Annotated in this window: 21 protein-coding genes and 3 pseudogenes; 13 read left to right on the forward strand and 11 right to left on the reverse strand. The window is 69.5% G+C overall.

Annotated elements, in window-relative coordinates:
* Positions 1–28: 28 nt before the first annotated feature.
* Genes CES90_RS37580 through CES90_RS37590 form a run of 3 tightly spaced genes read right to left on the reverse strand, consistent with a single transcriptional unit; the run spans position 29 to position 3043 of the window.
* Positions 29–871, reverse strand: a complete 843-nt coding sequence (locus tag CES90_RS37580) for a fumarylacetoacetate hydrolase family protein (RefSeq protein WP_189784346.1) — start codon at positions 869–871, stop codon at positions 29–31.
* Positions 868–2544, reverse strand: coding sequence for a bifunctional 3-(3-hydroxy-phenyl)propionate/3-hydroxycinnamic acid hydroxylase (locus CES90_RS37585; protein ID WP_189784345.1), 1677 nt, complete (start codon positions 2542–2544; stop codon positions 868–870). The genes CES90_RS37580 and CES90_RS37585 overlap by 4 nt, the downstream gene beginning before the upstream one ends.
* Positions 2545–2548: 4 nt before the next feature.
* The gene (locus CES90_RS37590) at positions 2549–3043 is read right to left on the reverse strand and encodes a VOC family protein (protein WP_055539555.1); all 495 of its coding nucleotides are present in this window, start codon (positions 3041–3043) and stop codon (positions 2549–2551) included.
* Positions 3044–3263: 220 nt separating this feature from the next.
* Between CES90_RS37590 and CES90_RS37595 the strand changes: the two genes are divergently transcribed.
* The 4 genes and pseudogenes from CES90_RS37595 to CES90_RS52500 form a co-directional block, all read left to right on the forward strand.
* Entirely contained in the window at positions 3264–4907 is a 1644-nt protein-coding gene (locus tag CES90_RS37595; RefSeq protein WP_055539554.1) for an MFS transporter, read from the forward strand.
* Between the two features lie 53 nt (positions 4908–4960).
* Positions 4961–6430, forward strand: a complete 1470-nt coding sequence (locus CES90_RS37600) for a benzaldehyde dehydrogenase (protein WP_055539553.1) — start codon at positions 4961–4963, stop codon at positions 6428–6430.
* A 34-nt stretch (positions 6431–6464) separates the two neighbouring features.
* On the forward strand, positions 6465–7979 hold the full coding sequence (locus CES90_RS37605) for a carotenoid oxygenase family protein (RefSeq protein WP_079054921.1): 1515 nt from the start codon (positions 6465–6467) through the stop codon (positions 7977–7979).
* Between the two features lie 62 nt (positions 7980–8041).
* Positions 8042–8253 (forward strand): annotated as a pseudogene (locus tag CES90_RS52500) (transposase); the annotation flags it as partial.
* 401 nt (positions 8254–8654) lie between these two features.
* Here the strand turns inward: CES90_RS52500 and CES90_RS50405 are convergent.
* The 4 genes and pseudogenes from CES90_RS50405 to CES90_RS37625 form a co-directional block, all read right to left on the reverse strand.
* Positions 8655–8819 carry a helix-turn-helix domain-containing protein gene (locus CES90_RS50405; RefSeq protein WP_308408372.1) on the reverse strand — a complete coding sequence of 55 codons (165 nt, stop codon included), beginning with the start codon at positions 8817–8819 and terminating at the stop codon, positions 8655–8657.
* 103 nt (positions 8820–8922) lie between these two features.
* Positions 8923–9090: pseudogene (locus CES90_RS50410) on the reverse strand (helix-turn-helix domain-containing protein); the annotation flags it as partial.
* Positions 9068–9949, reverse strand: coding sequence for a sensor histidine kinase (locus CES90_RS37620; protein WP_229913971.1), 882 nt, complete (start codon positions 9947–9949; stop codon positions 9068–9070). The gene CES90_RS37620 and the pseudogene CES90_RS50410, both read right to left, overlap by 23 nt.
* A gap of 310 nt (positions 9950–10259) precedes the next feature.
* Positions 10260–11690 carry a glycoside hydrolase family 43 protein gene (locus tag CES90_RS37625; RefSeq protein WP_189784344.1) on the reverse strand — a complete coding sequence of 477 codons (1431 nt, stop codon included), beginning with the start codon at positions 11688–11690 and terminating at the stop codon, positions 10260–10262.
* Between the two features lie 863 nt (positions 11691–12553).
* Here CES90_RS37625 and CES90_RS37630 point away from each other — a divergent pair.
* The 4 genes from CES90_RS37630 (at position 12554) to CES90_RS37645 (ending at position 16011) form a co-directional block, all read left to right on the forward strand.
* Positions 12554–12763 (forward strand): hypothetical protein, encoded by a 210-nt coding sequence (locus CES90_RS37630; RefSeq protein ID WP_107467890.1) that lies wholly within the window; start codon positions 12554–12556, stop codon positions 12761–12763.
* 204 nt (positions 12764–12967) lie between these two features.
* Positions 12968–13228, forward strand: a complete 261-nt coding sequence (locus tag CES90_RS37635; RefSeq protein ID WP_055539549.1) for a hypothetical protein — start codon at positions 12968–12970, stop codon at positions 13226–13228.
* 93 nt (positions 13229–13321) lie between these two features.
* Positions 13322–14305, forward strand: a complete 984-nt coding sequence (locus CES90_RS37640) for an aldo/keto reductase (protein WP_107467889.1) — start codon at positions 13322–13324, stop codon at positions 14303–14305.
* Positions 14306–15030: 725 nt separating this feature from the next.
* Complete coding sequence (locus tag CES90_RS37645) at positions 15031–16011, forward strand: NAD(P)H-quinone oxidoreductase (RefSeq protein WP_189780834.1); 981 nt, start codon at positions 15031–15033, stop codon at positions 16009–16011.
* Positions 16012–16072: 61 nt separating this feature from the next.
* Here CES90_RS37645 and CES90_RS37650 read toward each other — a convergent pair whose 3' ends face one another.
* Positions 16073–16480, reverse strand: coding sequence for a hypothetical protein (locus CES90_RS37650; RefSeq protein WP_229913582.1), 408 nt, complete (start codon positions 16478–16480; stop codon positions 16073–16075).
* 238 nt (positions 16481–16718) lie between these two features.
* Here CES90_RS37650 and CES90_RS37655 point away from each other — a divergent pair, with 238 nt between their 5' ends.
* Positions 16719–17261, forward strand: coding sequence for a bacterial proteasome activator family protein (locus CES90_RS37655; RefSeq protein ID WP_189780832.1), 543 nt, complete (start codon positions 16719–16721; stop codon positions 17259–17261).
* A 119-nt stretch (positions 17262–17380) separates the two neighbouring features.
* Here the strand turns inward: CES90_RS37655 and CES90_RS37660 are convergent, their stop codons facing one another.
* Positions 17381–19042, reverse strand: a complete 1662-nt coding sequence (locus CES90_RS37660; protein WP_189780831.1) for a protein kinase domain-containing protein — start codon at positions 19040–19042, stop codon at positions 17381–17383.
* Between the two features lie 423 nt (positions 19043–19465).
* Between CES90_RS37660 and CES90_RS37665 the strand changes: the two genes are divergently transcribed.
* The 4 genes from CES90_RS37665 to CES90_RS37680 all read left to right on the forward strand — a co-directional run bounded on the left by CES90_RS37665 (position 19466) and on the right by CES90_RS37680 (position 25228).
* On the forward strand, positions 19466–21046 hold the full coding sequence (locus CES90_RS37665; RefSeq protein ID WP_189780830.1) for a protein kinase domain-containing protein: 1581 nt from the start codon (positions 19466–19468) through the stop codon (positions 21044–21046).
* Positions 21047–21567: 521 nt separating this feature from the next.
* Positions 21568–22794 carry a pyruvate dehydrogenase (acetyl-transferring) E1 component subunit alpha gene (pdhA, locus tag CES90_RS37670; RefSeq protein ID WP_189780829.1) on the forward strand — a complete coding sequence of 409 codons (1227 nt, stop codon included), beginning with the start codon at positions 21568–21570 and terminating at the stop codon, positions 22792–22794.
* A gap of 2 nt (positions 22795–22796) precedes the next feature.
* On the forward strand, positions 22797–23813 hold the full coding sequence (locus tag CES90_RS37675) for an alpha-ketoacid dehydrogenase subunit beta (RefSeq protein WP_189780828.1): 1017 nt from the start codon (positions 22797–22799) through the stop codon (positions 23811–23813).
* An 11-nt stretch (positions 23814–23824) separates the two neighbouring features.
* A complete protein-coding gene (locus tag CES90_RS37680) occupies positions 23825–25228 on the forward strand; it encodes a dihydrolipoamide acetyltransferase family protein (RefSeq protein ID WP_189780827.1) in 1404 nt (467 codons plus the stop codon).
* 162 nt (positions 25229–25390) lie between these two features.
* On the opposite strand, the pseudogene CES90_RS50415 reads toward CES90_RS37680, so the two are convergent.
* Positions 25391–25676: pseudogene (locus CES90_RS50415) on the reverse strand (BRO family protein); the annotation flags it as partial.
* A gap of 140 nt (positions 25677–25816) precedes the next feature.
* A complete protein-coding gene (locus CES90_RS37685; RefSeq protein ID WP_189780826.1) occupies positions 25817–26971 on the reverse strand; it encodes an RNA-guided endonuclease InsQ/TnpB family protein in 1155 nt (384 codons plus the stop codon).
* Between the last annotated feature and the right edge of the window lie 23 nt (positions 26972–26994).

Here is a 26994-nt window from a genome sequence, read left to right on the forward strand (position 1 = left end):
TGGCCGCCGGTTTTCCTGCGGTCATGGTTCACAGCTGTTCCTTGATGACGGTGTTGCGGAGTTCCCCGATGCCTTCCACCGTGGTGATCAGTTCCTGTCCGGGGCGAAGGAACACCTTCGGATCGCGACCGGCGCCCACGCCGCCCGGGGTGCCGGTGAGGATCAGGTCGCCGGGCAGCAGCGTGATGATGGTGCTGATGTACGCGACGGTCTCGGCCACGTCGAAGAGCAGGTCCGCGGTGTTGGACTTCTGCATGGTGTGCCCGTCGACGCTGCAGGAGATGTCCAACCCCGAGGCACCGGGCGGGAGCTCGTCGGGGGTGACGAGCGCGGGCCCGACCGGGGTGGTGGCCTCGAAGGTCTTGCCGGAGAGGAACTCACGGGTACGGTGCTGCCAGTCCCGCACGGTGATGTCGTTGGCGACCGTGTAGCCGGCGACATACTCCAGGGCCCTCTCGCGCGGCACGTGGCGGCCGGGGCGTCCGACGACGACTGCCAACTCGGCTTCCCAGTCGAGATCGTCGCTGACCGGCGGCGTGTGGATGTCGTCGTGGGCGCCGATCAGGGAGCCGTCGTATTTCGCGAAGAGGGTGGGATGGGCGGGGGTGGGGCGGCCCATCTCCTTGATGTGCGTGGCGTAGTTGAGACCCAGGCAGACGATCTTGTTCGGGTGGGGGACCAGTGGGGCGAGTGACGACTCGGCCAGGGGCAGGCGCTCGCCGTCGGCGGAGGCCGCACGCTCGTGCCAGTCGTCGCCGGTTGCAAGCAGCGCGCCCACGTCGGCGTAGGGGAGCAGGACGAGTTCGTCGCCTTCCTGCCGGGCGGCGGAGGTCACGCGGTCGTCGGCGATACGGACGGTGCTCAGTCTCATCGGGGTACTCCTGGGGAGTCGTACGGGATCTCGGGGGCGAGATCGGAGGTGGCGGTGGTGGTGCCCGTGGTGGGGCGGGGGCGTGCGAAGCGCCGCAGCGTCACGCCGACGTACTGGGCCCGATCGGGGGCGAATACGGCGGCCACGAACCGGTCAGGACGTACGAGGACGAAGGATCCGGTCAGCCCGGCGAGGAGGGCGTCGAGTCGGCCGTCGGCGTCGGCGATCCCCGTTCGGCCGGCCCGGTCACGCGGTGTGCGGTCGTCCAGGAAGACATCCACGGCGGTGGCCTCGGGGAGGCCGGCCCGGACGACGGTTGCCCAGTCGGTGTCGCTCACGCCGATCCCCAGCAGGCTCCAGCCCTGTCCGAGGATGTCGTCGAGCCGTGCGGGGCGGTGGTGCGGTCCGTGCAGCACCCGTGGCTGCGGCAGCATCGTGCCGACCAGCCCACTGCCCGCGCCGTTCGTCGGGAGGACGGCCCCCGCCCGTAGCCGGGTGTCGGGGCGGTAGCGCATCTCGGTGAGGTAGCGGCGAGCCGGCGGGATGTGCATGGCAGTGCGCACCAGCGCGTCGCGCAGCAGGGCACGCGGGCGGCTGGTGGTCATGACGATCCGGCCGAGGCGCACGGAGAGGTCGATCACGGCGCGGGCGTGCGGGCGCCGCTCGCTGTCGTAGGTGTCGAGCATCGCGTCACCGGCCCGGCCCGCCAACACCTCGGAGATCTTCCAGCACAGGTTGGCCGCGTCCCGGATCCCGGAGTTGAGGCCCTGGCCGGCGAACGGCGGCATCATGTGCGCGGCGTCGCCGAGCAGGAAGCAGCGGCCCTCGCGCAGCCGGTCGGCCAGCAACGCGTGGAAGCTGTAGGCGACCGCGCGCTCGATCTGGTCGGGCGTTATCTCCCGGTGGGGCCGCAGGAGTTCGCGCACGAGGGCGAACGGGGGAGAGGTACCGGCCTCGCACTCGCCCGGCTTGAGGCGGAACTCGTAGCGGCAACGCCCGTCCTGGCCCGGGACGATGACGACGGGTCGGTCGGGGTCGCCGTGGTGCATGCCGTAACGCTGGTCGTGCGTGTCCTCGAGGGTGTCGGCCACCAGCCACACGTCAGGGAAGCTGCGTCCCCGCATGGGGACGGACAGCAGGTCGCGCACGGTGCTGCGGCCGCCGTCGCAGCCGAGGACGTACGAGACGTCCAACTCCTCGACCGGCCCGTCCTCCCCGCCTGTTCGCAGGGACACGCGCACCCGGTCGGGGTGCTGGGCGAGGGCGGTCAGCCGGGTGCCGAAACGGACGTCGACGCCGGGCAGGCGGCGCAGCTGCGTACACAGCACCCGCTCCAGGTCGGGCTGGGCGAAGGGGTTCTTGAACGGATGTCCCAGGCGCTGGTCGCCAGTGCCCCGGGCGTGCACGAGCGGCCGCCCGCCCACGCCGAAGTATCTCGTGCCGGTGCCCGGCACAAGGATCGGGTAGACCGCCTCGTCCAGGCCGCCGGCCGACTGCAGGGTACGGAGGGACTCGTCGTCGAGGCTGATCGCCTTGGCGTCGTTGCTTGTGGTGGTGTTGCGCTCCACCAGCAGCACCCGTACACCTCGCGAGCCGAGCAGATGGGCGGCCGTCAGCCCGGTCGGTCCGGCGCCGACGACCAGGACAGGCGGCGTCTCGGATGTCGTGGGCATGGGACTACTGGACCGGCTGGTAGGCCGGTCCGCCCTCGGTCAGCAGCCGCTCGACCTCGGCCATGATCTCCTCGGGGGACAGGTCCAGATCGATGCTCTTGCGGAACGGCTGGCGCACGTCACGCTCCAGGCGGAGGTAGACCTCGTTGCGGTTGCCCTCGGGATCGAAGAAGTAGATCCCGATCGCGTTGCCGTGGGTGACCTCCTGCTGGACCTCGATGCCCTCGGCGCGGAACCGGTGGTGGAAGTCGATGATCGACTCCAGTGAGTCCACCCGCCAAGACACCTGGTGCGTGAGCTTGCTTCCGGCTGGGGCGGTCCGGCCCTCCTGGAGCACGAACTCGTGGTGCTCCTCGTCCGGGCGGGACGAGAAGAACACGATGCGCCGCTCCTCGTCCTCATCGGTCACCGTCAGCCCCAGGACCCGGCTGTAGAAGTCGCGCATCTTTTCGAGGTCGTCGACCCAGAAGCCGGTGTGCCCGAGCCCAGTGATGCTCATACTGTCTCCAATATCAGGACTGAGTAACTGATTTATAGGACGCTAGCGGTCGGATCTCCGGTCGTCAATCGCAAAATTCCGCCTTCATGCCCCTTGACTGGAGGCAAGTCCGCAGTGCACGGTCCTGCCAAATGAAACCCAAGTCCGGGTTTCCGAGACATGGTGTCCGGTGCGTCGCTCAGTCAACGGCGTCCACGGAGCACCGCCGGAGGCATCCCTCATGACCGATCCCGCTGCCGAGAGCCCCGCTCCCTCTCCGAACACGCCCGCTCCGCTGGGCCGCGCCACGCTGGTGGCGGCCTGCTTCGCCATCTGCGTGGCTCAGATCGGCATTCCCCTGGCCTCGCCGCTCATCGGTGAGATACAGCAGGACCTCGGGGCGTCGGCCGCCGCCCTGGCCTGGATCCCGGCCGCGTTCATCCTCCCGACGGCCATCCTGGAGCTGAACTTCGGTGTCCTCGGCGACCTGTTCGGACGAAAGCGCCTGCTGGTCCTCGGCGGGCTGCTGATCACGGCCGGCTGCCTGGTCGTCGCCACCGCGGGCTCGATGACCCAGCTGATCGCCGGCCAGGCGATGGCCGGCCTGGGAGCCGCAGCGATCTTCCCCTCCTCGCTGGCGGTGATCGTCGCGGGCACCTGGGAGCCCGTCGCCCGCGCCAGGGCCCTGTCGTACTGGGCACTCAGCCTCGCCTTCGGCGCGATGATCGCCCCGCTGATCAGCGGCTTCATCGCCGAGCACGCCCACTGGGGCTGGGCTTTCGTTCCGCTCGCGGTGCTCGGCCTGGTCACCTCCGCCGTCAGCGGTCGCTGGGTCGTCGACTCCCGCCAGGCCACCGCCGACCGCGGCCTCGACCGGCCCGGCCAGCTCACCATCGCCGTGTCCCTGCTGGCGCTGCTCTACGCCGTCATCGAGGGCGCGAGCGACGGCTACTCCGAGCCCCACATCGTGCTCGCCTTCGTCCTCGCCGCCGCCTCCTTCACGGCGTTCCTCGCCGTGGAGCGCAGATCACGGGCGCCGATGCTGCGCCTGGACCTGTTCCGCACCCCCGCCTTCGCCGCGGCCGCCGCCATCGGACTGCTCGCCCTGTTCGGCTTCATCGGCACGGCCTATGCGCTCAGCATAAAGTTGGAGGCTGTCCACCACGTCTCCCCGTTCCAGGCCGCTCTGCCCTTCGCGCTCGTTCAGGCGGTCCCGCTGCTGCTCACCCCGTTCCTGCCGAAACTGCTGCAGCACGTGCACCCCCGCACCCTGCTGGTCGGCGGGCTGCTGTCGCTCGCCGCCGGAGAGTTCTGGATGGCACTGCTGCCGGGCGACGCGACGGGCCTCGCGTCCATGACCGGACCGATCCTGCTGATGGGAGTCGGCTTCATCACGATGTTCTCGTCGCTGACGGCCGTCGCGGTCGGCACGGTCGACATCCGGTACGCCGGCATGGCCAGCGCGGTCACCAGCCTCGTCCGAGAGACCGGGCAGGCCCTCGGCCCCGCGGTCGTCGGCGCCGTCGCACTCGGCACGGCGAGCAGCGGCCTGGCCGACAAGCTCGCTTCCTCCGGCCTTCCGCCACAGGCTCTGGGCGTAGCCGAGGCCGTCAACACCGAAGGAGGCGCACTCGCAGTCGCCAACGCCGACCTCGGCAGCCTATCGGGCGCCGTGGCCCCGCTCGCCCGCGAGACCCTCGAATCGGGCCTTGATCTCAGCATGTACGTCTGCGCTGGCGCCGCCCTGGCAGGCGCGGTAATCGCCGCTCTCGCCCTGCGGCACAGCGGAGCCGCTGATGCCATGGCCGTCGGCACGTCCGCCCAGGAGGCGGCCACCGCACCGGCCGGCGCCCCGAACTCCGTCAAGTCGCTCCCCAGCGCCTGACCATCAGCCCCGAGGGCACAGCCGTAACAGCCCCTGACATGGAACGGGACACCATGACTCTTCTGGACAGCAGCACCTGGGAAGGCCGCATCTTCTCTGGCTCGGGTGAGTGGATCATCGGCACCGGCGAGGAGTACGACGCCGTCGAGCCCGCGACCGGCAAGACGTTGGGCCGCGTCGGCACCGCCACACCGGCCGACGTGGACAGGGCGGTGGAGCGGGCGGTGCGGGCCCAGCGGGAGTGGGCCGCGCGGCCGTATTCCGACCGTGCCGCTGTCCTGCGCCGCGCCGCGCGTCTCTTCGAGGAGCACCAGCAGGAGATCGAGACCTGGCTGGTACGGGAGTCCGGTGCGATTCGGCCGTTCGCCGCCCTGCAGGTCAGCAGCGGTGGTGCGGAGGAGTGCTTCGAGGCCGCCGCCCTGGCCGGGGCGCCCTACGGTGAGCTGCTGCGTTCCGGGCAGCAGCGGCTGTCCTTCTCCCGCCGCACCCCCGTCGGGGTCGTCGGCGTCATCGCCCCGTTCAACGTGCCGATCATCCTGGCCATGCGGGCCGTGGCCCCGGCGCTCGCCCTCGGCAACGCGGTCGTCCTCAAGCCGGACCCCCGCACCGCGATCAGCGGCGGTGCCGTCTTCGCCCGTGTCTTCGAAGAGGCGGGCCTGCCTGCCGGTCTGCTGCATGTCCTGCCCGGCGGGGCGGACGTCGGGGCAGCCGTCGTGGAACATCCGCAGGTTCCTGTCATCGCGTTCACGGGTTCCACTCGGGCCGGGCGCGCCATCGGTATCGCCGCGGCCCGGCACCTCAAGCGGGTCCACCTGGAACTGGGCGGGAACTCCGCGCTCGTCGTGATGGACGACGTCGACCTGGAGCAGGCTGCCTCGGTGGGCGCCTGGGGGTCCTTCGTCCACGCCGGCCAGATCTGCATGGCCAGCAGCCGTCACCTCGTCCACGCCTCGGTCGCCGACGACTACACCGCTCTGCTCGCCCAGCACGCCGACGCGCTCAGGGTGGGCGACCCGGCCACCGAGGACGTCGCCGTCGGACCGCTCATCGACAGCGCTCAGCGCGACAACGTCCACCGCATCGTCACGGACACGGTCGAGGCCGGCGCCCGGCTTGCCGCGGGTGGCACCTACGAGGGCCTGTTCTACCGGCCCACCGTGCTCACCGGCGTACCGCTCACCGCGCCCGCGTACGCCGAGGAGATCTTCGGTCCCGTCGCGCCCGTCGTCCCCTTCCGGGACCTGGACGAGGCGGCCGGGCTCGCCGCCGGCACCGAGTACGGACTGTCCCTCGGTATCCTCACCCGGGACGTCGCGAAGGGCCTCGCCCTGGCGGACCGCGTGCCCACCGGACTGGTCCACATCAACGACCAGACGGTCAACGACGAACCGAACATCCCCTTCGGCGGCGTCGGCGACTCCGGCACCGGCGCCCGTCACGGTGGCTCCGTCGCCAACCTCGAGGCCTTCACTGAACAGCAGTGGGTCACCGTACGCGGCGAACTCCCGCGCTACCCGTTCTGACCGCCCCGACACACCAACCCGCACGGAGAGCCCCATGCCCGCGAACCCCATGACCGTCGTTCCCCGCGGTACCGGAGAGAGCCCCGTCGGCGCCGGAGCCGACTGGCACACCGGCAACAGGTTCCTCAACGGCCCCTTCGCGCCCTGGACGGAGGAGAACGAGGCGTACGACCTGGAGGTGGACGGCGAGATACCGTCCGACCTCGCGGGCGCGCTGTTCCGCGTCTCCTCCAATCCCCGCTTCCAGCCCCGCAACACCGACCGCTACCACTGGTGGGAGGGCGACGGCATGGTATGCGGTGTCTATCTCCGCGAAGGCAAGGCCGCCTACCGCACCCGCTGGGTCCAGACCGACTCGATGAAGGTCGAGGTGGAGGCCGGCGAGGCGATCTACAGCGGCTTCGTCAACGGCGGCACCCAGGGCCGACTGCCCAAGGGCGCCCCGCGCGCCAAGAACGTCGCCAACATCAACGCCGGCCTCTTCGACGACCACCTGCTTGTCTACTTCGACGGCGGACTGCCGCACGCGCTGGACCCCGAGACGCTGCGCACCCTCGGCACGTACGACTTCCACGGCGGCGTCGACGTCCTGTGCACCGGCCACTACAAGACCGACCCGGACACCGGCGACATGCTGTTCTTCGCCGCGGTCGGACCCACCATCACCTGGTACCGCGCCGACGTGAAGACGGCCGAGATCAAGGACTCGCATTCCTTCGACATCGGCGTGCCGGTCCTCATGCACGACTTCGCGGTGAGCGACACGTACGCGATCTTCTTTGTCACGCCCGCCCAGTTCCGCCTCGACCTGGTGGCCCAGAGCAGGCCCGGCGTCGTCTGGGACGAGAGCTCCCTTGAACACGGCGTCCAGATCGTCCTGATGAACCGCCACACCCATGAGATCACCTGGCACGAGCTCGGCGGCCACTGGGCCAACACCCACTTCTACAATGCCTACGAGCAGGACGGTGAGCTGATCGTCGACGGGCACCGGATCAGCCGCCTCGGCAGCCCGGTCGACCGTCTCTCCACGCCGGTGGGCTCCCACGAGTGGTTCCCGCCGGCGCTGCCCTACCGCTGGCGCGTCGACCTGGCGACCGGACGGGCCACGGAGGAGATGATCAGCGGCGTCTTCGGCGAGTTCCCGAAGATCAACGACGCCTACACGGGTCGGCCCCACCGCTACGGCTACTTCGTCACCACGCGCAGCCTGGCCGACGACACCATGTCCGACGGCCTCGCCCGTCACGACTACCTTCTCGACAGCACCACCGTCGTTGAAGGACCCGACGGCCTGACCAGCCCGAGCGAACCGGTCTTCGTGGCCCGTGAGAACGCCCGCGGCGAGGACGACGGCTACCTGCTCTCGCTGTGGTGGAACCGCGCCACCGACCTGAGCGAGCTCCTCGTCCATGACGCGGCCGACCTGCGCCGCACCCCGCTGGCCCGGGTCAAGCTCCCCAGCCGGGTGCCGTTCGGCTTCCACGGAAGCTGGGCCGAACACGACGTTCTGGACCGTGCCATCGCAGCGAAGGGCGACGACAGGTAGCGGCGTTGCTCCGGATCCGGTCCTCCGGTTCCGCTGCGACGCCGGCGAGAATCCCATCCCAGGAACGGCTGAACAAGGAGGTCCGCCGCCGCACCGATGGGGTCGGCATCTTCCCCGACCACCCCGCCCTGATCCGCCTGGTCGGAGCGGTGCTGGCCGAGCAGAACGACGATTGGACCGAAACCCGTCGATACATGGCCTCGGCCTCCTGGCCAAGGCCCGCCTCCACCCGATCGAGTCAGAAACTTACGAGACCGCCCTCCCGACCGACTAGCCTCAAAGAAGAGATCACCGAGTGGCCGTCGATACACCACTCCCGCGGAGTGACCCGCTCCACCGCGTGCGATGTTCTGCCGTCGGACAGGGCCACTCCAACAACCGGGTCTGCACCTGGGGCTGTTCGACTGAATCCCGGCCGTTGCGCACTCCACCCAGGCACGCGAGCTGCCGGGTGCCCTGCATCCGCGCATTCCCTCGAAGCCGACGTAGCGCCTCTCTGCCCATGCGCCCGTCCCGCTTGAGAGGGTCTCAGAAGCGTGTGACAACTCAGCGGTGCAGCCGTGCCGCTATCGCACTGCCGCCAAACGGCCAGGATGGGTGCCACGCCTTTCCTGGGCGCTTCACTGCAGGGCCGAACTCCATAGCCGCCGGATGCGGCCCGCCCGGAACCAACCGTCAATCCCGAGGCTGTACGGGCGGGCCGGGGCCTTCCACCTGTGGCCAGGTCTCAGTCACCCAGCCCGCCACGGCCTCCTCGTCGCGCTCGATCGCCCGGCGGGCCGGGACCTGGTGATTGAAACCGTGCCCGTGCGGCATCCGCGCGATCGCCGACAGCGTCATGCTCGTGCGGAACCGGCGCCTTGGCGAGCTCCTGCTCGAGCACGGTGAACAGGGCCTCACTCAGCTTGGGCCGTGACGTGGGCCCGGCAGACCGCAGCCCCTCGGTGCCGGCGTCGTGCCACGCCCGGCGCCGACGCCGCACCGAGCGCACACTTACCCGTAGGTCCTTGGCGACCTCGGCATCGGCGGCACCCGCAGCGAATCGCTCCGCGGCCTCCAGCCGGATTCGCTCGCGAAACGCCTGCCGTTCAGGCATACCGCGACGATTCATCGTCTGCCCCCAACGACATCACGCCGCGAAGGTCAGTAGAACCGCTCGGCCACCATGTGTTCCCGCATCCGGCCATGAAACCGATTCCTCGCTCCGTGCGCCTGCGACCCAGTCCCGTAGAACCGGTGGTGCACGCCCTTTGCTCGTCGCCTGCTGTTCGGGGGACCGCGGGAAGTCTGCTCGGTGGAACCGGAGGATTCGGTGAGGCGTCCAGCTCACCCGGGGTGTGGCCGTGGGTGAGCGCGTTGCCCAGCAGGTTGGCGACGGCACGGCGCAGCAGTCCCGCGTCGGCGAGGACGACCACGGCTTCGGCCCGGACGGTTACCCGGTGCCCGTGAGTCGGGGTGTCGGCGACGACGGCATCGACGAGCTGGTCGAGCCGTAGTGGCTCCCGTTCCAGCGGGACGGCGCCGGCCATCAGCCGGGCGCGGGTGAGCAGGTCGTCGACCAGCTCGCTCATCCGGGTGGACTGGCGCAGTGTGCGGCGCAGCACTTCGTGGCTGTCCGCCTCCCCGCGCAGGCCGGTCTCGGCGAGCAACCGCATCGAGGTGACGGGTGTGCGCAGGTCGTGGGCGGCGTCGGCGAAGAAGGCCTCTTGCTGGTCGAGTGCCGTGAGCGCCGGCCGGACGGCGCGTCCGGCGAGCCAGCGGCCGGCCATGGCCGAAAGGGCTACCAGGACCGCACAGGCGATGGTGAGGAACAGCCTCAGCCGCCCGTGGCTGTCCAGGTGCCCGGAGATGTCGACGGCCGCGACCACCACGGCGTCCGTCGTGCCGGCCGGTCCGGTGACGGGCTCGGCGGACAGGCGCAGCCGGCGGCCCCCTTCACCGGAACCGGACCAGCCGCCGGTGCCATTCACGGTTCCGTCCCGGCCATTGCCCGAGGCGTCCGCCGCCACCGTGCCCGAGGTGGCGTCGAGCTTGTACCAGAGGGCCAGGCCGTCGGTGATCTCCGCCGCCCGGGCAGGGGCCGCCGGATCGACGACGCCGCCAGAAACGAGACGGCGGCCGCCACGGCGGCCAGAGCGCCCTGCCGGAAACTCGGGCGGCGCTGTGCTGTCACGCCGCGCGTTCGAAAAGTATCCGGCATGCCGGACAGCTCCTTTCGGTCTGGTGGAGCGATCGGTGGGTGGGGGCGCCGTGCAGGCGCCCCCACCTTGTCGGGTCGGATCAGTCCGTCACGCGGAAGGTGGCGTCGCCGCGCCCTGTCGCGGTGGTGATCGGGTCGAGCTTCAGTTGGTAGGCGTAGTGGCGGATGTAGCGGTCGGGGTGGTTGTAGGACTGGAAGGAGGACCAGGTGGGCTCGGCGAGGCCAGCGACCTGCTTGAAGGTGGCGTCCGCGGCGAACTGGGCGGTGCCGTCGTTGCGGACCAGCTGGAAGTCGTAGTTGGCGTGGCGCAGGAAGTAGCCGGGGAAGTTCACCGACTCGAAGGAGACGGTGCCGGAGCCCGCCAGACCGGGCCGGATCCGGAACTTGGCGTCGTCGCTGGTGATGTTCTGGTCGATGCGCACGTCGAAGTTGGCGTGCCGGACGTACCGGTCCTGGAAGTTGAACGACTGGAGCCGCTTGGCGGGGGTGTTGACGTACCGGGCGAGGACCCGGGTTTCCTCCGCGGCGGTGAGCGTCATGATCGAGCCGTGGCGCTTCTTGTTGACGCCCAGGCTGTAGCTGCCCGATGCCGGGAGCTGGTAGGTGCCGACGGCGGAGGGATTGGTCGTCGTGACCGGCATGTACCCGCCGCGGGAGGCGTACTGGTCGAGGTACAGGGTCCACTCGTTGCGGTCGCGGAACTTCATCCACATCGGGCCCTCGACCTGGGCGCCGGTCAGGCCGATGCCGGAGAGGTTGCCGAGATTGGTCCACGTCCCGAGGATCGAGTTGCTGCCTTCGAGGGTGATCTGTCCGTCACCGGAGGCCCGTACGTAACGGTAGTTGCCGACACCGGCCGGGACCTCGACGATCTGGGTGTCGATGAGTTCCTGGGCACCGGGCCGGTCGATGTAGATCTGCGGGGTGGTGATGGAGCGGAAGTCGCTGGTGCGGGCGTAGAAGATGCGGTGCTTGGTCTTGCCGTCGAGGGGCACGTTCGTCGCCCAGTACAGGACGTAGTCGTTGGTCTCCGGGTTCCAGATCGCCTCCGGCGCCCAGGCGTTGCGCCCGTCAGGGATCGCGCCGGCCACGTTGAGCAGCCACGGCTCCGACCAGCTGACCAGATCCGTCGACTCCCACACCACGATGCTGCGGCTGCCGTTGTTGATGGAGCCGTCCACCGTCGAGCCGCAGCCCCAACACAGGTCGGTCGCGATGATCCAGTACTTGCTGCCGTCAGGGGACCTCACCAGCGCGGGGTCACGCACGCCCTTGGTGCCGACCGTGGAGCGCAGGATCGGCGCTCCACCGTTGAGGTCGTTCCAGTGCAGGCCGTCCGCGCTGTGCGCGAGGTACATCTGCTGACCGGCAGAACCCTCCCCGGTGAAGTGCAGCATCAGGTAGCCCGGGTCCGCGGCGGCCGCCCGCTCGGGTGCGGCCAGGGATTGGGAGGTGAAGAAGAGGCCGACGGCGAGGAATATCGCCGCGAGCCGGGTGAGCAGCCTTGCCATGTGCGTGTCCTGTCTTTTCTTTCTACGGGTGCCGGGACGGGGCGGCAATGTGATTCCGGGCGCGTGACCACTGGAAGCCGGTGGCTGTGCCGATGGCGCGTTGTCCGATCAGGGCCAGGTCAGTGCCCGAGGCGCCGACGTCGCTGACGCGCGCGAGGGGAGTGGCCGTACCCGTCCCGGCCGTCTCGCTGGGGCGAGGACAGCGAGCGCCGTGGCCGTGGAGAAACGCCGGGGGGCGATCTGTTCCATGCCGGCAGTGGCGGGAGCAACGCTCATGACAGAGACATCCTTGTTTCACGTCGCGGAGCGGAAGCGAGGGCGACTGGGCAGTGACTCACGAATGACATCTCGTTCGACATATCGGACATCATTCGTGGATTCGGCAAAAGTTAGAGCGGGGTTAAAGCGGGTGTCAAGATGGGTGAAGACCGCAGAAACAGCGTTGCTCCTCCGTTCCCTCCGTCCCCTGACCTCTGGACGGGGTCGTGCTACAGGAGACGCACCGACACGTCGCCCATAACGGAAAGCACGCGACGTGACGAAGGCGTACGGCGACACCTGAGAGGCGACCCCCACGAAGCCCGAGAGTTCGCCGTGGCAAACTGTCGTGGCTGACCGTTTCCCGCGCTCCTGCTTTCCCGGTGACGAGGGGGAACCGCGTGAACGGGCTGGACCACCATGTCTGTTGGTGCCATGGAGATCACAACGTCGTACGCACATCTGCGGTGCTGGGCAGATGGGCAAGGTGTGGCAAGGACACGTCATCGATGGCACGCGCTTCGTGGTCCCGGCGTCCGGTGTGACGCCGAGGCACGTGCTGTGCGCGGTCGGCGTGGGCACTGGATCCCGATGTCATCAGCCGGGTGGTCGAGGAGGCGGGCGGCGGGGACTTCGAACTCGACGCGTTCCAGCGAGAGCCGGACCCCCGGATGCATGAGGCGTTTGACTCCGCGCTCCACTCCCGCAGGATCATCGACGACTGGGCCGCGGTGGACGCACACGACTCGGTCGCCTACGTCCCGCGATCTCCCAGGCCACCGGTCTCGACGTGTCCCGCCGGGCGCTGGCCCTGACCGCAGCCCTGCTGGCCAACGGGGTCACCGCGGTGAAGAACGAATCCAGGGGGTTGGCCTGCGGTCGGGAGCGGTGGCTGGCCCTGGCGAGCGAGGCGGCGGCCGCCGAGACCGCGGACGACCTGGTCCTCGCCCTCGTCCGGGCGTGGGCCGTGCGGGTGATCCACGACGGGGGGCTACTACAGCTACATCGGGCAGCTCGCCATGCAGACCTGCATGCGCGAGGTCGGCGAACTCGCCCGCGAGCACAGGCGCGGGCAGTGGAACAACGACGCCCACACCCCCGACGATCCGACGCCGGGCGGTTACCGCGACTACACGGGCATGGTGCCGATGCTGGCCACCACCCTGCGCCTGCTCGCGGCCCACGGCCCGCACGGGCCGGTGTGGTGGCGCTACGGCCACATGACTTGGCAAGCCCTCGCCGACGCCCTGGTTGCTGGTTGGGCTTCCGGGGCAGGGTAGCGTGAGCTGCTGATCATGTGATTGGATCCGCGCCGTTTTTCGTGCCGGCCACCGCGTGAATGACACACCGGACGAGGAAACAGCGGCTGACCGATGAACACGAAGACCAGACCCTTCCTGCCCTCCGGACGGCCGCTCGGAGCCGTCGGCCTGGGCTGTGCCGGAATGAGCCCCTGGATGTACGCCCGCCCGCAACCCGACGACCAGGCTTCAGCCGCGCTGCTGCACACAGCCTTGGACCTTGGCGTCACACTCCTGGACACCGCGGGCGTATACGGTGAAGGTCACAACGAGACGCTGATCGGCCAGACCTTGGGCCTCCGCCGCTGCGAGGCGTTCCTCGCCACCAAGGTCGGCTTGGTCGTGGACGACCTCGCGGCCATGGCGCTGCATCGCGACGGCAGACCAACACACCTGCGCAACGCGGTCGAGGCGAGCCTGCGCCGCCTGCGTACCGACACCGTGGACCTGTGCTACCTGCACCGTATCGACCCGGCCGTGCCTCTGGAGGACAGCTGGGGCGCCCTCGCCGAAATGGTGGCAGAGGGCAAGATAGGCCACCTCGGCCTCTCGGACGTCCGCACCCAGGAGGCCGAACAGGCACATCGCATCCACCCCGTCGCCGCCATCCAGTCCGAGCTCTCCCTTTGGTCTCGACTATCGCTCGGCACCCGGGCACATGAGGAGGACACCGTCGGCTGGTGCGCCCGCAACGGTGCCTTGTTCGTCCCCTTCGCGCCCCTGGGACGCGGATTCCTCACCGGCACCATCACCCCCAACACCCCCTTCCCGCCCAGCGACCTGCGCGCCCGCCACCCCCGCTTCACCCCTCCGGCCCGCGCAGCGAACCTACAGATCGTCACCGTCCTGCGCACGGTGGCAGAGCGCCACGCCGTGACCCCGGCCCAGATCGCTCTCGCCTGGACTCTCGCCCAGGGCCAGCACATCATCCCCATCCCCGGTACTACCCGCCCGACGTACCTACGGGACAACATTCACGCAGCGGACCTAGAACTGACGCCCCAAGACCTCGCCGATCTCAACAACGCACCCCCGGCGACCGAGGACCACTCCTGACAACCATCACTCACAGGCGAAACGCTCCAAGACCACCCACAGGGCACCTGGCCTGCGGACGGACCTCACAGGAGAAGGGCGGCGGTCAGGGTGAGCAGGGAGCGGGGCAGGGGCACAGCAGTCGTCACGCGACGGCCTCCCATCTGGTTATGTACGTGACTGCGGGAGCCGTTTCGATGTGAAGCGCTCCGGGTCTGATGGAGGCTCCGGACTGTCCCGAGTTGCGTGGAGTCGAGTTGCCTGGTTTCAGGCTACCGGCGGGGTGCGGAGTTCGTACTCCACCGGGACTGAAGGGGGGTTCCCGGCCTCAGGGACGGCTCCCGGCCTCGGGGACGGCTCCCGGCCTCAGGGACGGCTCCCGGCCTCGGGGACGGCTCCCGGCCTCAGGGACGGCTCCCGGCCTCAGGGAAGGCTCCCGGCCTCAGGGAAGGCTCCCGGCCTCAGGGACGGCTCCCGGCCTCAGGGACGGCTCCCGGCCTCAGGGAAGGCTCCCGGCCTCAAGGAAGGTTCCCGAGCCTCAAGGACGGCGCCGAAGGGGGACCGAGGGACAGCTCCCGGCCCCCGAAGGCCCCCAGACCCAGGCGCGGCCCCCAGACCCAGGCGCGGCCCCCAGACCCAGGCGCGGCCCGGGGACCCAGGCGCGGAGCCAGCCCCAGGCGTGCGGGCCCGAAGACGGAAGCGGTACCGGCGGTGGGCGGCGGAGGCCGAGGAGTAGCGTCGGGCTCATGTATGCGATCACGATTCCCGAACCCGGTGGGCCCGAGGCGCTGGTCTGGGACGAGGTTCCTGATCCGGCGCCCGGGGACGGTGAGGTGCTCGTCGAGGTGGTGGCGAGCGCCGTGAACCGCGCCGACCTGCTTCAGCGGCAGGGGTTCTATGATCCTCCGCCCGGCTCCTCCCCCTACCCCGGCCTGGAGTGCTCCGGGCGGGTCGCGGAGATTGGGCCCGGCGTCTCCGGGTGGAGCGTCGGCGACGAGGTGTGCGCGCTGCTATCGGGCGGTGGCTACGCGGAGAAGGTCGTCGTCCCGGGCGGTCAGCTGCTGCCCGTTCCCGCCGGCCTCGACCTCAAGCAGGCGGCCGCGCTGCCCGAGGTGACCTGCACGGTCTGGTCGAACGTCTTCATGATCGCGCACCTCCGGCCCGGTGAGACCCTCCTCGTGCACGGCGGCTCCAGCGGCATCGGCACGATGGCCGTCCAGCTCGCGAAGGCGGTCGGTGCGAAGGTCGCGGTCACCGCGGGCAGCAAGGAGAAACTCGAACAGTGCGCCGCCCTGGGCGCCGACATCCTGATCAACTATCGCGAGCAGGATTTCGTGGAGGAGGTCAGGCGGGCCACGGACGGCAAGGGCGCGGACGTCATCCTCGACAACATGGGCGCCAAGTACCTCGACCGCAACATCCGCGTCCTCGCCGTCAACGGCCGCCTCGCCATCATCGGCATGCAGGGCGGCGTCAAGGGCGAGCTGAACATCGGCGCCCTGCTGGCCAAGCGTGCCGCGATCAGCGCGACCTCGCTGCGCGCCCGCCCCCTCGAAGAGAAGACGGCCATCGTCGCCGCCGTACGAGAGCACGTGTGGCCGCTGATAGCGGGCGGTCACGTACGGCCGGTCGTCGACCGCGAGATCCCGATGAACGACGCGGCGGCCGCCCACCGGGTCCTGGAGGAGAGTGGCCACGTCGGCAAGGTCGTACTGGTCGCGCCGTAGGCACCGCCGGGACGCCGTACGGACGGTCGCAGAAGCCGCCCGCCCCGCTGCGAGCCCCCGCTCAGCCGCGCCGTATCCGCAGGCCCACGAAGGCCAGTCCGAAGCCCAGGCCCATCAGCATCAGGCCGGCGCCGAGGGCGAGGGCCTGCAGTACGGGCTCCTCGGTGGTTCCGGTTCCGGGCCGGGCGGCGTACGACGGGACGGGGAGCGCGGCGTTCTGCGACGGCTCGGGGACGGCGGTGGCCTCCGGGCCGTCCGGTTCCGCGGAGGGCTCCAGCGAGGCCGCGTACGCGTCTTCCTCCGCCGGATCCTCGAGAAGGGCGTCCGGGCGCCCCGGCCGCTCCCGCCCCTCGCCCGCACGGCTGCCGGCCCAGGAGGTGGCCGGGTCGGGCTCGGCGGCGTACCCGGACGGCACGGCTCCCGCCACCGGGACCACGAGCAGTCCCGCGACGAGGACCAGTCCCGTCACATGCGACAAGCGGAGCCAAGGAGCCACGCCCCCAGACTCACACGCCACCCCCACCCCGGCATCTCGGCACCCTGGGTCCCGGCACTCAGCACCCGATATCCGACACCTCCAGGCCCCCACCCCCACCCAGTACCGAAATGCGCAGGTCGTGACACGAACAGCTGGTACGTAAACGGTGGATCACCCTGCGTCGGGGGCACCACGGTGGTGAGGTGTACGTGTGCGAGAGAATGGCGGCATGGAGATGCCGAGGAACGAACGGTCGCCCGAACAGCCCCAGATCCTGGTCGTGGGCCAGGACGGAATGGCGGTGGGCGGCGGAGGAGACGAGGACTCCCGCGAGGTCCCGGTGACGGAGATGGTGGAACAGCCGGCCAAGGTCATGCGCATCGGCAGCATGATCAAGCAGTTGCTCGAAGAGGTCCGGGTGGCCCCCCTCGACGAGGCGAGCCGGGCCCGGCTGAAGGAGATCCACGCCAGCTCGGTCAAGGAACTCGAGGACGGTCTGGCACCCGAGCTGGTCGAGGAGCTGGAGCGGCTCTCCTTGCCCTTCACCGACGAGGCGATCCCCAGCGACGCGGAACTGCGCATCGCGCAGGCCCAGTTGGTCGGCTGGCTCGAAGGCCTCTTCCACGGGATCCAGACGACGCTGTTCGCCCAGCAGATGGCCGCCAGGGCCCAGCTGGAGCAGATGCGCCGCGCCCTGCCGCCGGGCGTCGGCGGCCACGAAGGCGACGGTGACGAGCGCACCCTCGGCCGCTCGGGCGGCCCGTACCTCTAATCCCCGGCCACCCCCCCCACCGACGTACGAAAGACTTACGAAAACGGGCCCGGCACACGATGTGCCGGGCCCCTTCCCATGGGCTGTGACCTGGGCCGAGCCTGGCCTGTGAGCCGAGGTCAGGCCGGGTTGCCCGTCGAGACCTTGAGGATGATCGTGTCCATGTCCTTGGGGTCGACATCATCGTCGGCGCTGGGGTACTGCTCCATGACCGTCCCCTCGCCGTACGTGTTCTCGTCGACGTCCTGGGTGTCGTACTGCCAACCCGCCGCCTGCAGACAGGCCTTCACCGAGTCGATGTTCTTGAAGGTGAAGTCCGGGAGCATGATCTTCTTGGGGTCGTTGTACGACTCCGTGGGCTCCGTGCACTTGGTCTTCTCGATGACCTTGGTCGTGTCCGGCCCCTTGTGCCCCTCCACCACGGTCGCCGTCGGCGACGGGGACCCGTCGGAGTCGCCACCGGCCTCTTGGCGGCCGGTGCCGCTGTTCAGCACGAGCGCCGTGACCAGGCCGCCGATCGCGACGAGGGACACCACGATCGCGCCGATGACGATGCCCTTGTTGCTCTTCTGGCCTCCGGAACGTCCCGCCGACAGCGACGACTGGTGCGGCGCGATGTTGTACGGCGGCGGGGTGGCCGTGCCCTGCTGGGGCGCGTACGCGGCGGTCTGCGGCGGCGTCTGGTAGCCGCCCTGCTGCGGGTAGCCGTACGACGGGGCGGGCGCCGGGGTCGGCGCGGGCGTCGCCGGACCGTAGCCGCCCGTCGACGGCGGCTGGTACGGCGTCTGGATGCTGCCCGACTGCGGTGCGCCCGTCTGGTCGACCGGCGGGAAGACGGCGGAGGACACCCCGGCGCCGCTGGAGGTCTGCACGCCCGGCACGATGCTCGGCGCGACGGGCTGGAGGGACGCGGCGACCCGCAGGCACTCGTCGCGCATCGCCTCGGCGCTCGGGAACCGCTCGTTCGGGTTCTTCTTCAGCGCGCGGGCGACGATGGCGTCCACGGCCGGCGGCAGGGAACGGTTGATCGCGGAGGGAGCGACCGGCTCCTCCTGGACGTGCGCGTACGCGATCGCCAGCGGCGAGTCCGCCTCGAAGGGCAGCCGTCCGGTGGTCAGTTGGAACAGCATGATGCCGACCGAGTACAGGTCGGAACGCGCGTCCACGCCGCGGCCGAGGGCCTGCTCCGGTGAGAGGTACTGCGGGGTGCCGACGACCATGCCGGTCTGCGTCATCGACGTGACGCCCGACTGCATGGCCCGGGCGATGCCGAAGTCCATCACCTTGACCACGGACCGCTTGGTCATCATCACGTTGCCCGGCTTGATGTCCCGGTGGACCAGGCCCATCTCGTGGCTGATCTCCAGCGCCGCCAGCACATCCGCCGTGATCTTCAGCGCCTTGTCGGCGGGCATCGCGCCGAGCTGCTGGATGTCCGCGTCGAGCACCGAGCCGAGCGGCTTGCCCTCGATGTACTCCATGACGATGTACGGCGTCGTCATGCCGTCGAGCTCGTCCTCGCCGGTGTCGAAGACCGAGACGATGTTGGTGTGCGTGAGCTTCGCCACGGCCTGGGCCTCGCGGCGGAAGCGCTCACGGAAGGCCTGCTCACGTCCGAGATCGGTGTGCAGGGTCTTGATCGCGACCTGCCGGTCGAGCACCGAGTCGTACGCGAGGTGGACGGAGGCCATGCCGCCCTCGCCGAGCAGGTCACGCAGCTGATAGCGGCCGCCGGCGAGTGAACGCCCCGCGTACCGGCCCTGTGCGGCGTCCTGGCTCATGTTCCTGCGTCCCCCATCGGCGCGCGCGGAAGCCGCTGTTGGGGCTTCCGCGATCGGTGATCCCTGAGATCCTGGTGATCCTTTGTACTATTCCCGGCCAAGTCTGCCCCAGGCCACTGACAGGTCAAGCGCGGTGCCCGTTCCGTGACCGTACGCGAAAGAAGCGTCGCGGAAGCGTTACAGGGGGCGTACGCCCGGTACACAGAACTTGCACGAGTGCGCGCGGTGCGGGTTTCATGGCCGATCAACCCTTGAATCCACCTTGAACCCGTCGGCGATCCCTTGGCGATCCCTCGAGAGCCGTCGCGCTCCAACTCGGACCGGCCCCTTGCGTGAAGGCTGTAGCGTGGCCGACTGAGACCGTAAGACGGAGACCGTAACAAGAACCGCGCGGACCGCGGGCAGAAACGACGGCGAGGACTGATGGCACAGCAGCAGCGCTCTCAGGGCCCGTCCGACCCCGAGGCGACTGGCGGCGGCATGTCAGACGCGCCGGAGTTGTGGGGCAACGGCGGGCTTGTCGGCGACGGTCGGTACCGGCTGACCCACAGACTCGGCCGGGGCGGCATGGCCGAGGTGTTCGCGGCCGAGGACGTACGTCTCGGTCGTACGGTCGCGGTCAAGCTGCTCCGTTCCGATCTGGCCGAGGACCCTGTCTCCAAGGCCCGCTTCACGCGCGAGGCCCAGTCCGTGGCCGGACTCAACCACCACTCCATCGTGGCGGTCTACGACTCCGGTGAAGATGTTGTGAACGGTACGCCGGTTCCGTACATCGTCATGGAGCTGGTCGAGGGGCGCACCATCCGCGATCTGCTGATCAACGCGGAGGCGCCGGGCCCCGAGCAGGCGCTGATCATCGTCTCGGGGGTCCTCGAGGCGCTCGCGTACTCCCACCAGCACGGCATCGTGCACCGCGACATCAAGCCGGCCAACGTCATCATCACCACCAACGGCGCGGTGAAGGTGATGGACTTCGGCATCGCGCGCGCCCTGCACGGGGCGTCCACCACGATGACGCAGACCGGCATGGTCATGGGCACGCCCCAGTACCTGTCCCCGGAGCAGGCGCTCGGCAAGGCCGTCGACCACCGCTCCGACCTGTACGCGACGGGCTGTCTGCTCTACGAACTGCTCGCGCTGCGCCCGCCGTTCGTCGGGGAGACCCCGCTGTCGGTGGTCTACCAGCACGTCCAGGACATCCCGGTGCCCCCGTCCGAGGTCTCGGAGGGGGCGGCGCCCCCGGAGCTCGACGGACTCGTCATGCGCTCCCTCGCCAAGGAGCCGGACGACCGGTTCCAGACGGCCGAGGAGATGCGCGGCCTCGTCCAGTACGGCCTGCAGATGCTGTACGACCAGGGCGGCCACACCGGCACCTGGAACACCGGGCCCGTGACCATGCACGACGGCAGGCACATGCCGCCGGGCGGCATGGCGGGAACGACGGCCATGCCGCATCCCGGGGACATGGGCACCTCGCAGATCCCGCAGCCGATCATCCCGGGCTACGGCGGCGGGGGTGGCGGCCGGGACGACGGCGGCTTCGAGGGGCACGGCAACCGGGGCAGCGGCCGCGGCAAGCTGTGGATGCTCGCCGTCCTCGCGGTGATCGCCGTCGCGGTGGGCGTCGCGGTGGCGCTGCAGAACACCGGCGGCGACAGCGGCGACAGGAAGACCACGCCGACGCCTACGGCCTCGACATCCAGCAAGGACAAGGAGGCCAGCGAGTCGCCCAGTGAGGAGGCGACCGAGGAGACGACGCACGACAGCACCAGTTCGGGCAACGGCTCGAACTACACGCCTGAGTACACCCAGTCCCCGACCTACAGTCAGTCGCCGACGCAGAGCGAGCCGACGGGGGAGCCCACCGAGGCGGAGCCGACGTCCGCCGAGCCGGAGAGCCCGACGCCATCGGAAGAGGTTCCCGAGACGCCCGAGACACCCGGCGACGGCAGCGGAAACAGCGGCGGCCTGACGGGGGAGGTCACCGGCGGCGAGGAGGACTGACCCGCCCCAGGTAGGACCTGGAAACCCGGAAACACCCTCCACGCGCGCGTGCAGCCCGAAAAGGGCTCCACGCGCGCGTGTTGTTTCCCGGCAACCGACCTCACCCCACAGGGTGTGAGCGGCCGACGACGACACGCAGCCGAAAAACGCCGCCCGAAACCCTCGCGATACTCCAAAGGAGAACTCTTCCCGAGCCAGGGTCGGCCGGGATAACGTGCCCGTGTTCCGGCCCCCTGCGAGGCTGTAACCAGTGCTGTGACCAGCAGCTGTTCCCGACACACGCGACTTACTTGGACCTCCCAGTACCGAAATACTTGGAAATCCAAGGAAAATAGCAGGTCAGGAAGGGTTTCACAGGAATGTGGAGCACTGGGTAACGTGCCTCGTGCAGGGCGCCCGCCGGGGCACCTGTCACGTCTGTTCCCGGCCAAGGGCACCCACCCCGTGCACGGGTACCGGGATCAGGCGAGCCGCACTGGTCACCCGGCAATCCCGGGGGCCGGACCGACGGAGGAGCACACGTGACCGTGGAGAGCACTGCCGCGCGCAAGCCGCGACGCAGCGCCGCAGGCAAGACCGGCACCACCGGTGGCAAGGCGACCGGCACCACCGGCACCAGGCGCACCGCTGCGAAGAAGACGACCGGCGCCGAGCCCGAACTCGTCCAGCTGCTGACGCCCGAGGGCAAGCGCGTCAAGAACGCCGGCACCGCCGCGTACGACCCGTACGTCGCCGACATCACCCCCGACGAGCTGCGCGGTCTGTACCGCGACATGGTGCTGACCCGGCGTTTCGACGCCGAGGCCACCTCCCTGCAGCGCCAGGGCGAGCTGGGCCTGTGGGCTTCGCTGCTCGGCCAGGAGGCCGCCCAGATCGGCTCCGGGCGGGCCACCCGCGAGGACGACTACGTCTTCCCGACCTACCGCGAGCACGGCGTCGCCTGGTGCCGCGGCGTCGACCCGACCAATCTGCTCGGCATGTTCCGCGGCGTGAACAACGGCGGCTGGGACCCGACCACCAACAACTTCCACCTCTACACGATCGTCATCGGCTCCCAGACGCTGCACGCCACGGGCTACGCGATGGGCGTCGCCAAGGACGGCGCCGACTCGGCGGTCATCGCCTACTTCGGCGACGGCGCCTCCAGCCAGGGTGACGTCGCCGAGGCGTTCACCTTCTCCGCGGTCTACAACGCGCCGGTCGTGTTCTTCTGTCAGAACAACCAGTGGGCCATCTCCGAGCCCACCGAGAAGCAGACCCGCGTCCCGCTCTACCAGCGCGCCCAGGGTTTCGGCTTCCCGGGCGTACGGGTCGACGGCAACGACGTACTGGCCTGCCTCGCGGTCACCAAGTGGGCGCTGGAGCGGGCCCGCCGGGGTGAGGGACCGACCCTGGTCGAGGCGTACACGTACCGCATGGGCGCCCACACCACCTCCGACGATCCGACCCGCTATCGGCACGACGACGAGCGGGTGGCCTGGGAGGCCAAGGATCCGATCGCGCGTCTGCGCGGCTACCTCGAGTCCGAAACGGACACGAACGAGGGATTTTTCGCGGAACTCGAAGCCGAGAGCGAGGCGTTGGGAAGGCGAGTGCGCGAAGTGGTGCGTGCCATGCCCGACCCGGACCACTTCGCCATCTTCGAGAACGCGTACGCGGACGGACACGCGCTCGTGGACGAGGAGCGCGCCCAGTTCGCCGCGTACCAGGCGTCGTTCGCCGATGTGGACGAAGAGGAGGGCAAGTAGCGATGACCACGCAGACAGCCGCGCAGACGGCCGGGCACTCCGCCGTGAAGAGCCTGGCGGTCGCCAAGGCGATCAACGAGTCGCTGCGCAGGGCCCTCGAAGCCGACCCCAAGGTCCTCATCATGGGCGAGGACGTCGGCAAGCTCGGCGGTGTTTTCCGGGTGACCGACGGCCTCCAGAAGGACTTCGGCGAGGACCGGGTCATCGACACGCCGCTCGCCGAGTCGGGCATCGTCGGCACGGCCATCGGCCTCGCCCTGCGCGGCTACCGCCCGGTGGTCGAGATCCAGTTCGACGGCTTCGTCTTCCCGGCGTACGACCAGATCGTCACCCAGCTCGCGAAGATGCACGCGCGCGCGTTGGGCAAGGTCAAGCTCCCGGTCGTCGTCCGCATCCCCTACGGCGGCGGCATCGGCGCGGTCGAGCACCACTCCGAGTCCCCGGAGGCGCTGTTCGCCCATGTGGCGGGTCTGAAGGTGGTCAGCCCCTCCAACGCGTCGGACGCCTACTGGATGATGCAGCAGGCCATCCAGAGCGACGACCCGGTGATCTTCTTCGAGCCCAAGCGGCGCTACTGGGACAAGGCCGAGGTCAACCCGGACGCGATCCCCGGCCCCCTGCACAAGGCCCGGGTCGTCCGGGAGGGCACGGACCTCACGCTCGCCGCGTACGGCCCCATGGTGAAGCTCTGCCAGGAGGTCGCCGACGCGGCCGCCGAGGAGGGCAGGTCCCTTGAGGTCCTGGACCTCCGCTCGGTGTCCCCGCTCGACTTCGACTCGATCCAGACGTCGGTGGAGAAGACGGGCCGCCTGGTGGTGGTCCATGAGGCTCCGGTGTTCTTCGGCTCGGGCGCGGAGATCGCCGCCCGCATCACCGAGCGGTGCTTCTACCACCTGGAGGCCCCGGTCCTCCGGGTCGGTGGGTATCACGCCCCGTATCCGCCGGCCCGTCTGGAGGAGGAGTACCTGCCGGGCCTGGACCGGGTGCTCGACGCCGTCGACCGCTCGCTGGCGTACTGAGGGAGAGGTCCGTGACGACGATGACAGACACGTCTCTGCGCGAGTTCAAGATGCCCGACGTGGGCGAGGGGCTCACCGAGGCCGAGATCCTCAAGTGGTACGTCCAGCCCGGTGACACGGTCACCGACGGCCAGATCGTCTGCGAGGTCGAGACGGCCAAGGCCGCCGTCGAACTGCCGATCCCGTACGACGGTGTCGTACGCGCGCTGCACTTCGCCGAAGGCGCCACGGTCGACGTCGGCACGTCGATCATCGCGGTGGACGTGGCGGGTGGCGCGGCGCCGGTCGAGGAGGCGGCCCCTGCGAAGGCCGAGCCGAAGCCGGAGCCGGCGGCCAAGAAGCCCGAGGGACGCAAGCCGGTCCTCGTCGGCTACGGGGTCGCCGAGTCCTCCACGAAGCGCCGCCCCCGCAAGGGCGTGCCCGCCGCCGCGGCTCCGCCCGAGGACACGTTGTATGGCTCCTCCGCCCTCCAGAGCATCCAGGGTGAGCTGAACGGCCACGGGGGTGGTGCGCAGCCGCGACCGCTGGCGAAGCCGCCGGTGCGCAAGCTGGCCAAGGACCTCGGCGTCGACCTGGCCACGATCACCCCGTCCGGCCCGGACGGCATCATCACTCGCGAGGACGTGCACGCGGCCGTGGCCCCGCCGAAGGCCCCGGAGCTCGTCGCGGCGGCCCCCGCGGTCGCCCCGGCGCCGGTGGTGTCGTACGAGGGCGCGCGCGAGACCCGTATCCCCATCAAGGGCGTCCGCAAGGCGACGGCGGCGGCGATGGTCGGCTCGGCGTTCACCGCGCCGCACGTCACGGAGTTCGTGACGGTCGACGTGACGCGCACGATGAAGCTGGTCGAGGAGCTCAAGCAGGACAAGGAGTTCCAGGGCCTGCGAGTGAATCCGCTGCTGCTGATCGCCAAGGCTCTGCTGGTGGCGATCAAGCGTCATCCCGACATCAACGCGTCGTGGGACGAGGCCGCCCAGGAGATCGTGGTCAAGCACTACGTCAACCTCGGCATCGCCGCGGCCACCCCGCGCGGCCTGATCGTTCCGAACATCAAGGACGCCCACGCGAAGACGCTGCCGGAGCTGGCTGAGTCCCTCGGCGAGCTGGTCTCCACGGCGAAGGAGGGCCGCACCAGCCCCGCCGCGATGCAGGGCGGCACGGTCACCATCACCAACGTCGGCGTCTTCGGCATCGACACCGGCACACCGATCCTCAACCCCGGCGAATCCGCGATCCTCGCCGTCGGCGCGATCAGGCTCCAGCCGTGGGTCCACAAGGGCAAGGTGAAGCCCCGCCAGGTGACGACCCTCGCGCTGAGCTTCGACCACCGGTTGGTGGACGGGGAATTGGGCTCGAAGGTGCTGTCGGATGTGGCGGCGATTCTGGAGCAGCCGAAGAGGCTGATTACCTGGGCGTGAGTCGCTCGACCGGATAGGCTCAACGGGAAGGGGCCGGCCGCAAACTCGACTTGCGACCGACCCCTTCTGCTTTGGCGCCTGTTCAGGTGCCGTCAGCCTCGGCTGAGCACGTACACCGGCGCCCCTTCCTCCGTCGCGCCCCAGGGGGTAGATAGAGGCGTGCTTACGCAGCAGCGTCTCGATCACCTCGGCGACCCACTGTTTGAAGGGGGCGCAGTCGAACTTCGTGCAGGCGTTGACGAGGAGAATCAGCGTCCGGAGACTGAGGAAATTCATGTCTCGGCGCCACTCTCTACCTGCGTGAATGCTGAGACCGTAACCTCCAGTTACAGTCTCAGGAATCTCTCGGTGTTCCTTTGGGACGGGGTCGGAGAGAGTCTCTCGAGAGTTGGTGTGGCCAATTGCTTGCAAACATCGGCTGCCGGAACCAGTGGATCCTGGCGGGCATTGCTGGGTTCGATCATGTCACCTCCTCGGCCGTGAACGGCCGAGTTTGTGCACTCGGTCGTTTCACACCTTGTCGCGCTCCCGACTGTCCCCTACGACAGGACGGTCACGGGTCGCATCCACCCAGCCCCCGAACGAATGTCAGGGGGAGGGTGCGGGTGCGGTGACGAACACCCACGCCGAGCGTGCGCGGTTGCGCACGTTGACCCCGGCGACAACATCGGCCGGGCCAGCGAGCCCGCACCGACGACAACAGAAATGGTCCCGGTCGGACCGGTTGGCCCGCTCGGTATGTCCGCAGCGCGGACAGCGCTGCGAGGTATAGGCCGCATCCACTTCGAGGAAGGGCACCCCGGCCTGCCGGGCCTTGTAGGCAAGGTGTTGTCCGAGTTGGTGGAAAGGCCAGGAGGAGAGGGTGCCCCGCTGGTCGCGGCGTAGCCGTACCCGCTCGCGGATTCCGCCGAGTTCCTCGACGGCGACCCCGCGACCGGTGCGTTGCGCGACGGACACGATCTCCTTGCTGATGCGGTGGTTTACCTGCCCGGCATGACGCTTCTCTTTCTGAGCTCGGCGCGCTAGACGGCGGATGGCCGAGCGGGTCTGCTTGGCCTGTAGTTCAGCACGCTTACGGTCCTGCCAGCGCCGGTAGCGGCCCAGACGTCGCCCCTGGTAGTTGGTTCCGTCGGACGTGGTGGCCAGGTTGACGATGCCCCGGTCCACCCCGATCCAATCGACCGGCTGATACAGCTCGGGCTCCGGGATGTCGCAGGTGGCGACGAGGTACCACTTGCCGCCCCGGCACACCAGGTCGCTCTCGCCTTTGCGGTACTGCACAAGGGTCTTGAGCTGGTCGAGTGAGCAGGCGAATCGGATCCCTTTCATCCGCCCGTCCACCGTCCAGATGGACACGGTGCGCGCGTCGTACTGCCAGGACAGGCAGCGATCATCGAACGGCTGAGCCGCCTCCGGACGGAAGCTGATGGGGGTGCTGACGGCTGCTCGGTACCGCTTGGAGGTGGGCAGCCCCAGGTTTCCGGCCTGGAGGTTGGCTTTCAGCGTCGTGTATGCGTCTACGACCTTCTTCACCGCCCGTACCGTAGGCTGGGCCGACAGCCCGAAGGCCGTCTTCAGGTCCGTATACACCTCTTTCTGCAGGCCATTACGGTCTTTTAACTTCTTGGCGAAGGCCACGTGCGAGGCGTACGTGGCGGCACGGTTGCAGGCGCGCAGCGTCGCCTCGAGCACCGACGCTTGCGCATGCGTCGGCAGCAGCTTCACTTGGACCACCAGCTTCATGCCATCGGACCGTAGTGCGACAA

This window comes from Streptomyces capitiformicae (assembly GCF_002214185.1).
GTDB lineage: Bacteria > Actinomycetota > Actinomycetes > Streptomycetales > Streptomycetaceae > Streptomyces > Streptomyces capitiformicae.

Excerpts from the sequence above, each read along its gene's own strand:
- CES90_RS37580 (WP_189784346.1), bottom strand. The coding sequence starts at position 871 with ATGAGACTGAGCACCGTCCGTATCGCCGACGACCGCGTGACCTCCGCC.
- CES90_RS37585 (WP_189784345.1), bottom strand. The coding sequence starts at position 2,544 with ATGCCCACGACATCCGAGACGCCGCCTGTCCTGGTCGTCGGCGCCGGA.
- CES90_RS37590 (WP_055539555.1), bottom strand. The coding sequence starts at position 3,043 with ATGAGCATCACTGGGCTCGGGCACACCGGCTTCTGGGTCGACGACCTC.
- CES90_RS37595 (WP_055539554.1), top strand. The coding sequence starts at position 3,264 with ATGACCGATCCCGCTGCCGAGAGCCCCGCTCCCTCTCCGAACACGCCC.
- CES90_RS37600 (WP_055539553.1), top strand. The coding sequence starts at position 4,961 with ATGACTCTTCTGGACAGCAGCACCTGGGAAGGCCGCATCTTCTCTGGC.
- CES90_RS37605 (WP_079054921.1), top strand. The coding sequence starts at position 6,465 with ATGCCCGCGAACCCCATGACCGTCGTTCCCCGCGGTACCGGAGAGAGC.
- CES90_RS50405 (WP_308408372.1), bottom strand. The coding sequence starts at position 8,819 with ATGACGCTGTCGGCGATCGCGCGGATGCCGCACGGGCACGGTTTCAAT.
- CES90_RS37625 (WP_189784344.1), bottom strand. The coding sequence starts at position 11,690 with ATGGCAAGGCTGCTCACCCGGCTCGCGGCGATATTCCTCGCCGTCGGC.
- CES90_RS37635 (WP_055539549.1), top strand. The coding sequence starts at position 12,968 with ATGCAGACCTGCATGCGCGAGGTCGGCGAACTCGCCCGCGAGCACAGG.
- CES90_RS37640 (WP_107467889.1), top strand. The coding sequence starts at position 13,322 with ATGAACACGAAGACCAGACCCTTCCTGCCCTCCGGACGGCCGCTCGGA.
- CES90_RS37645 (WP_189780834.1), top strand. The coding sequence starts at position 15,031 with ATGTATGCGATCACGATTCCCGAACCCGGTGGGCCCGAGGCGCTGGTC.
- CES90_RS37655 (WP_189780832.1), top strand. The coding sequence starts at position 16,719 with ATGGAGATGCCGAGGAACGAACGGTCGCCCGAACAGCCCCAGATCCTG.
- CES90_RS37660 (WP_189780831.1), bottom strand. The coding sequence starts at position 19,042 with ATGAGCCAGGACGCCGCACAGGGCCGGTACGCGGGGCGTTCACTCGCC.
- CES90_RS37665 (WP_189780830.1), top strand. The coding sequence starts at position 19,466 with ATGGCACAGCAGCAGCGCTCTCAGGGCCCGTCCGACCCCGAGGCGACT.
- CES90_RS37675 (WP_189780828.1), top strand. The coding sequence starts at position 22,797 with ATGACCACGCAGACAGCCGCGCAGACGGCCGGGCACTCCGCCGTGAAG.
- CES90_RS37685 (WP_189780826.1), bottom strand. The coding sequence starts at position 26,971 with ATGAAGCTGGTGGTCCAAGTGAAGCTGCTGCCGACGCATGCGCAAGCG.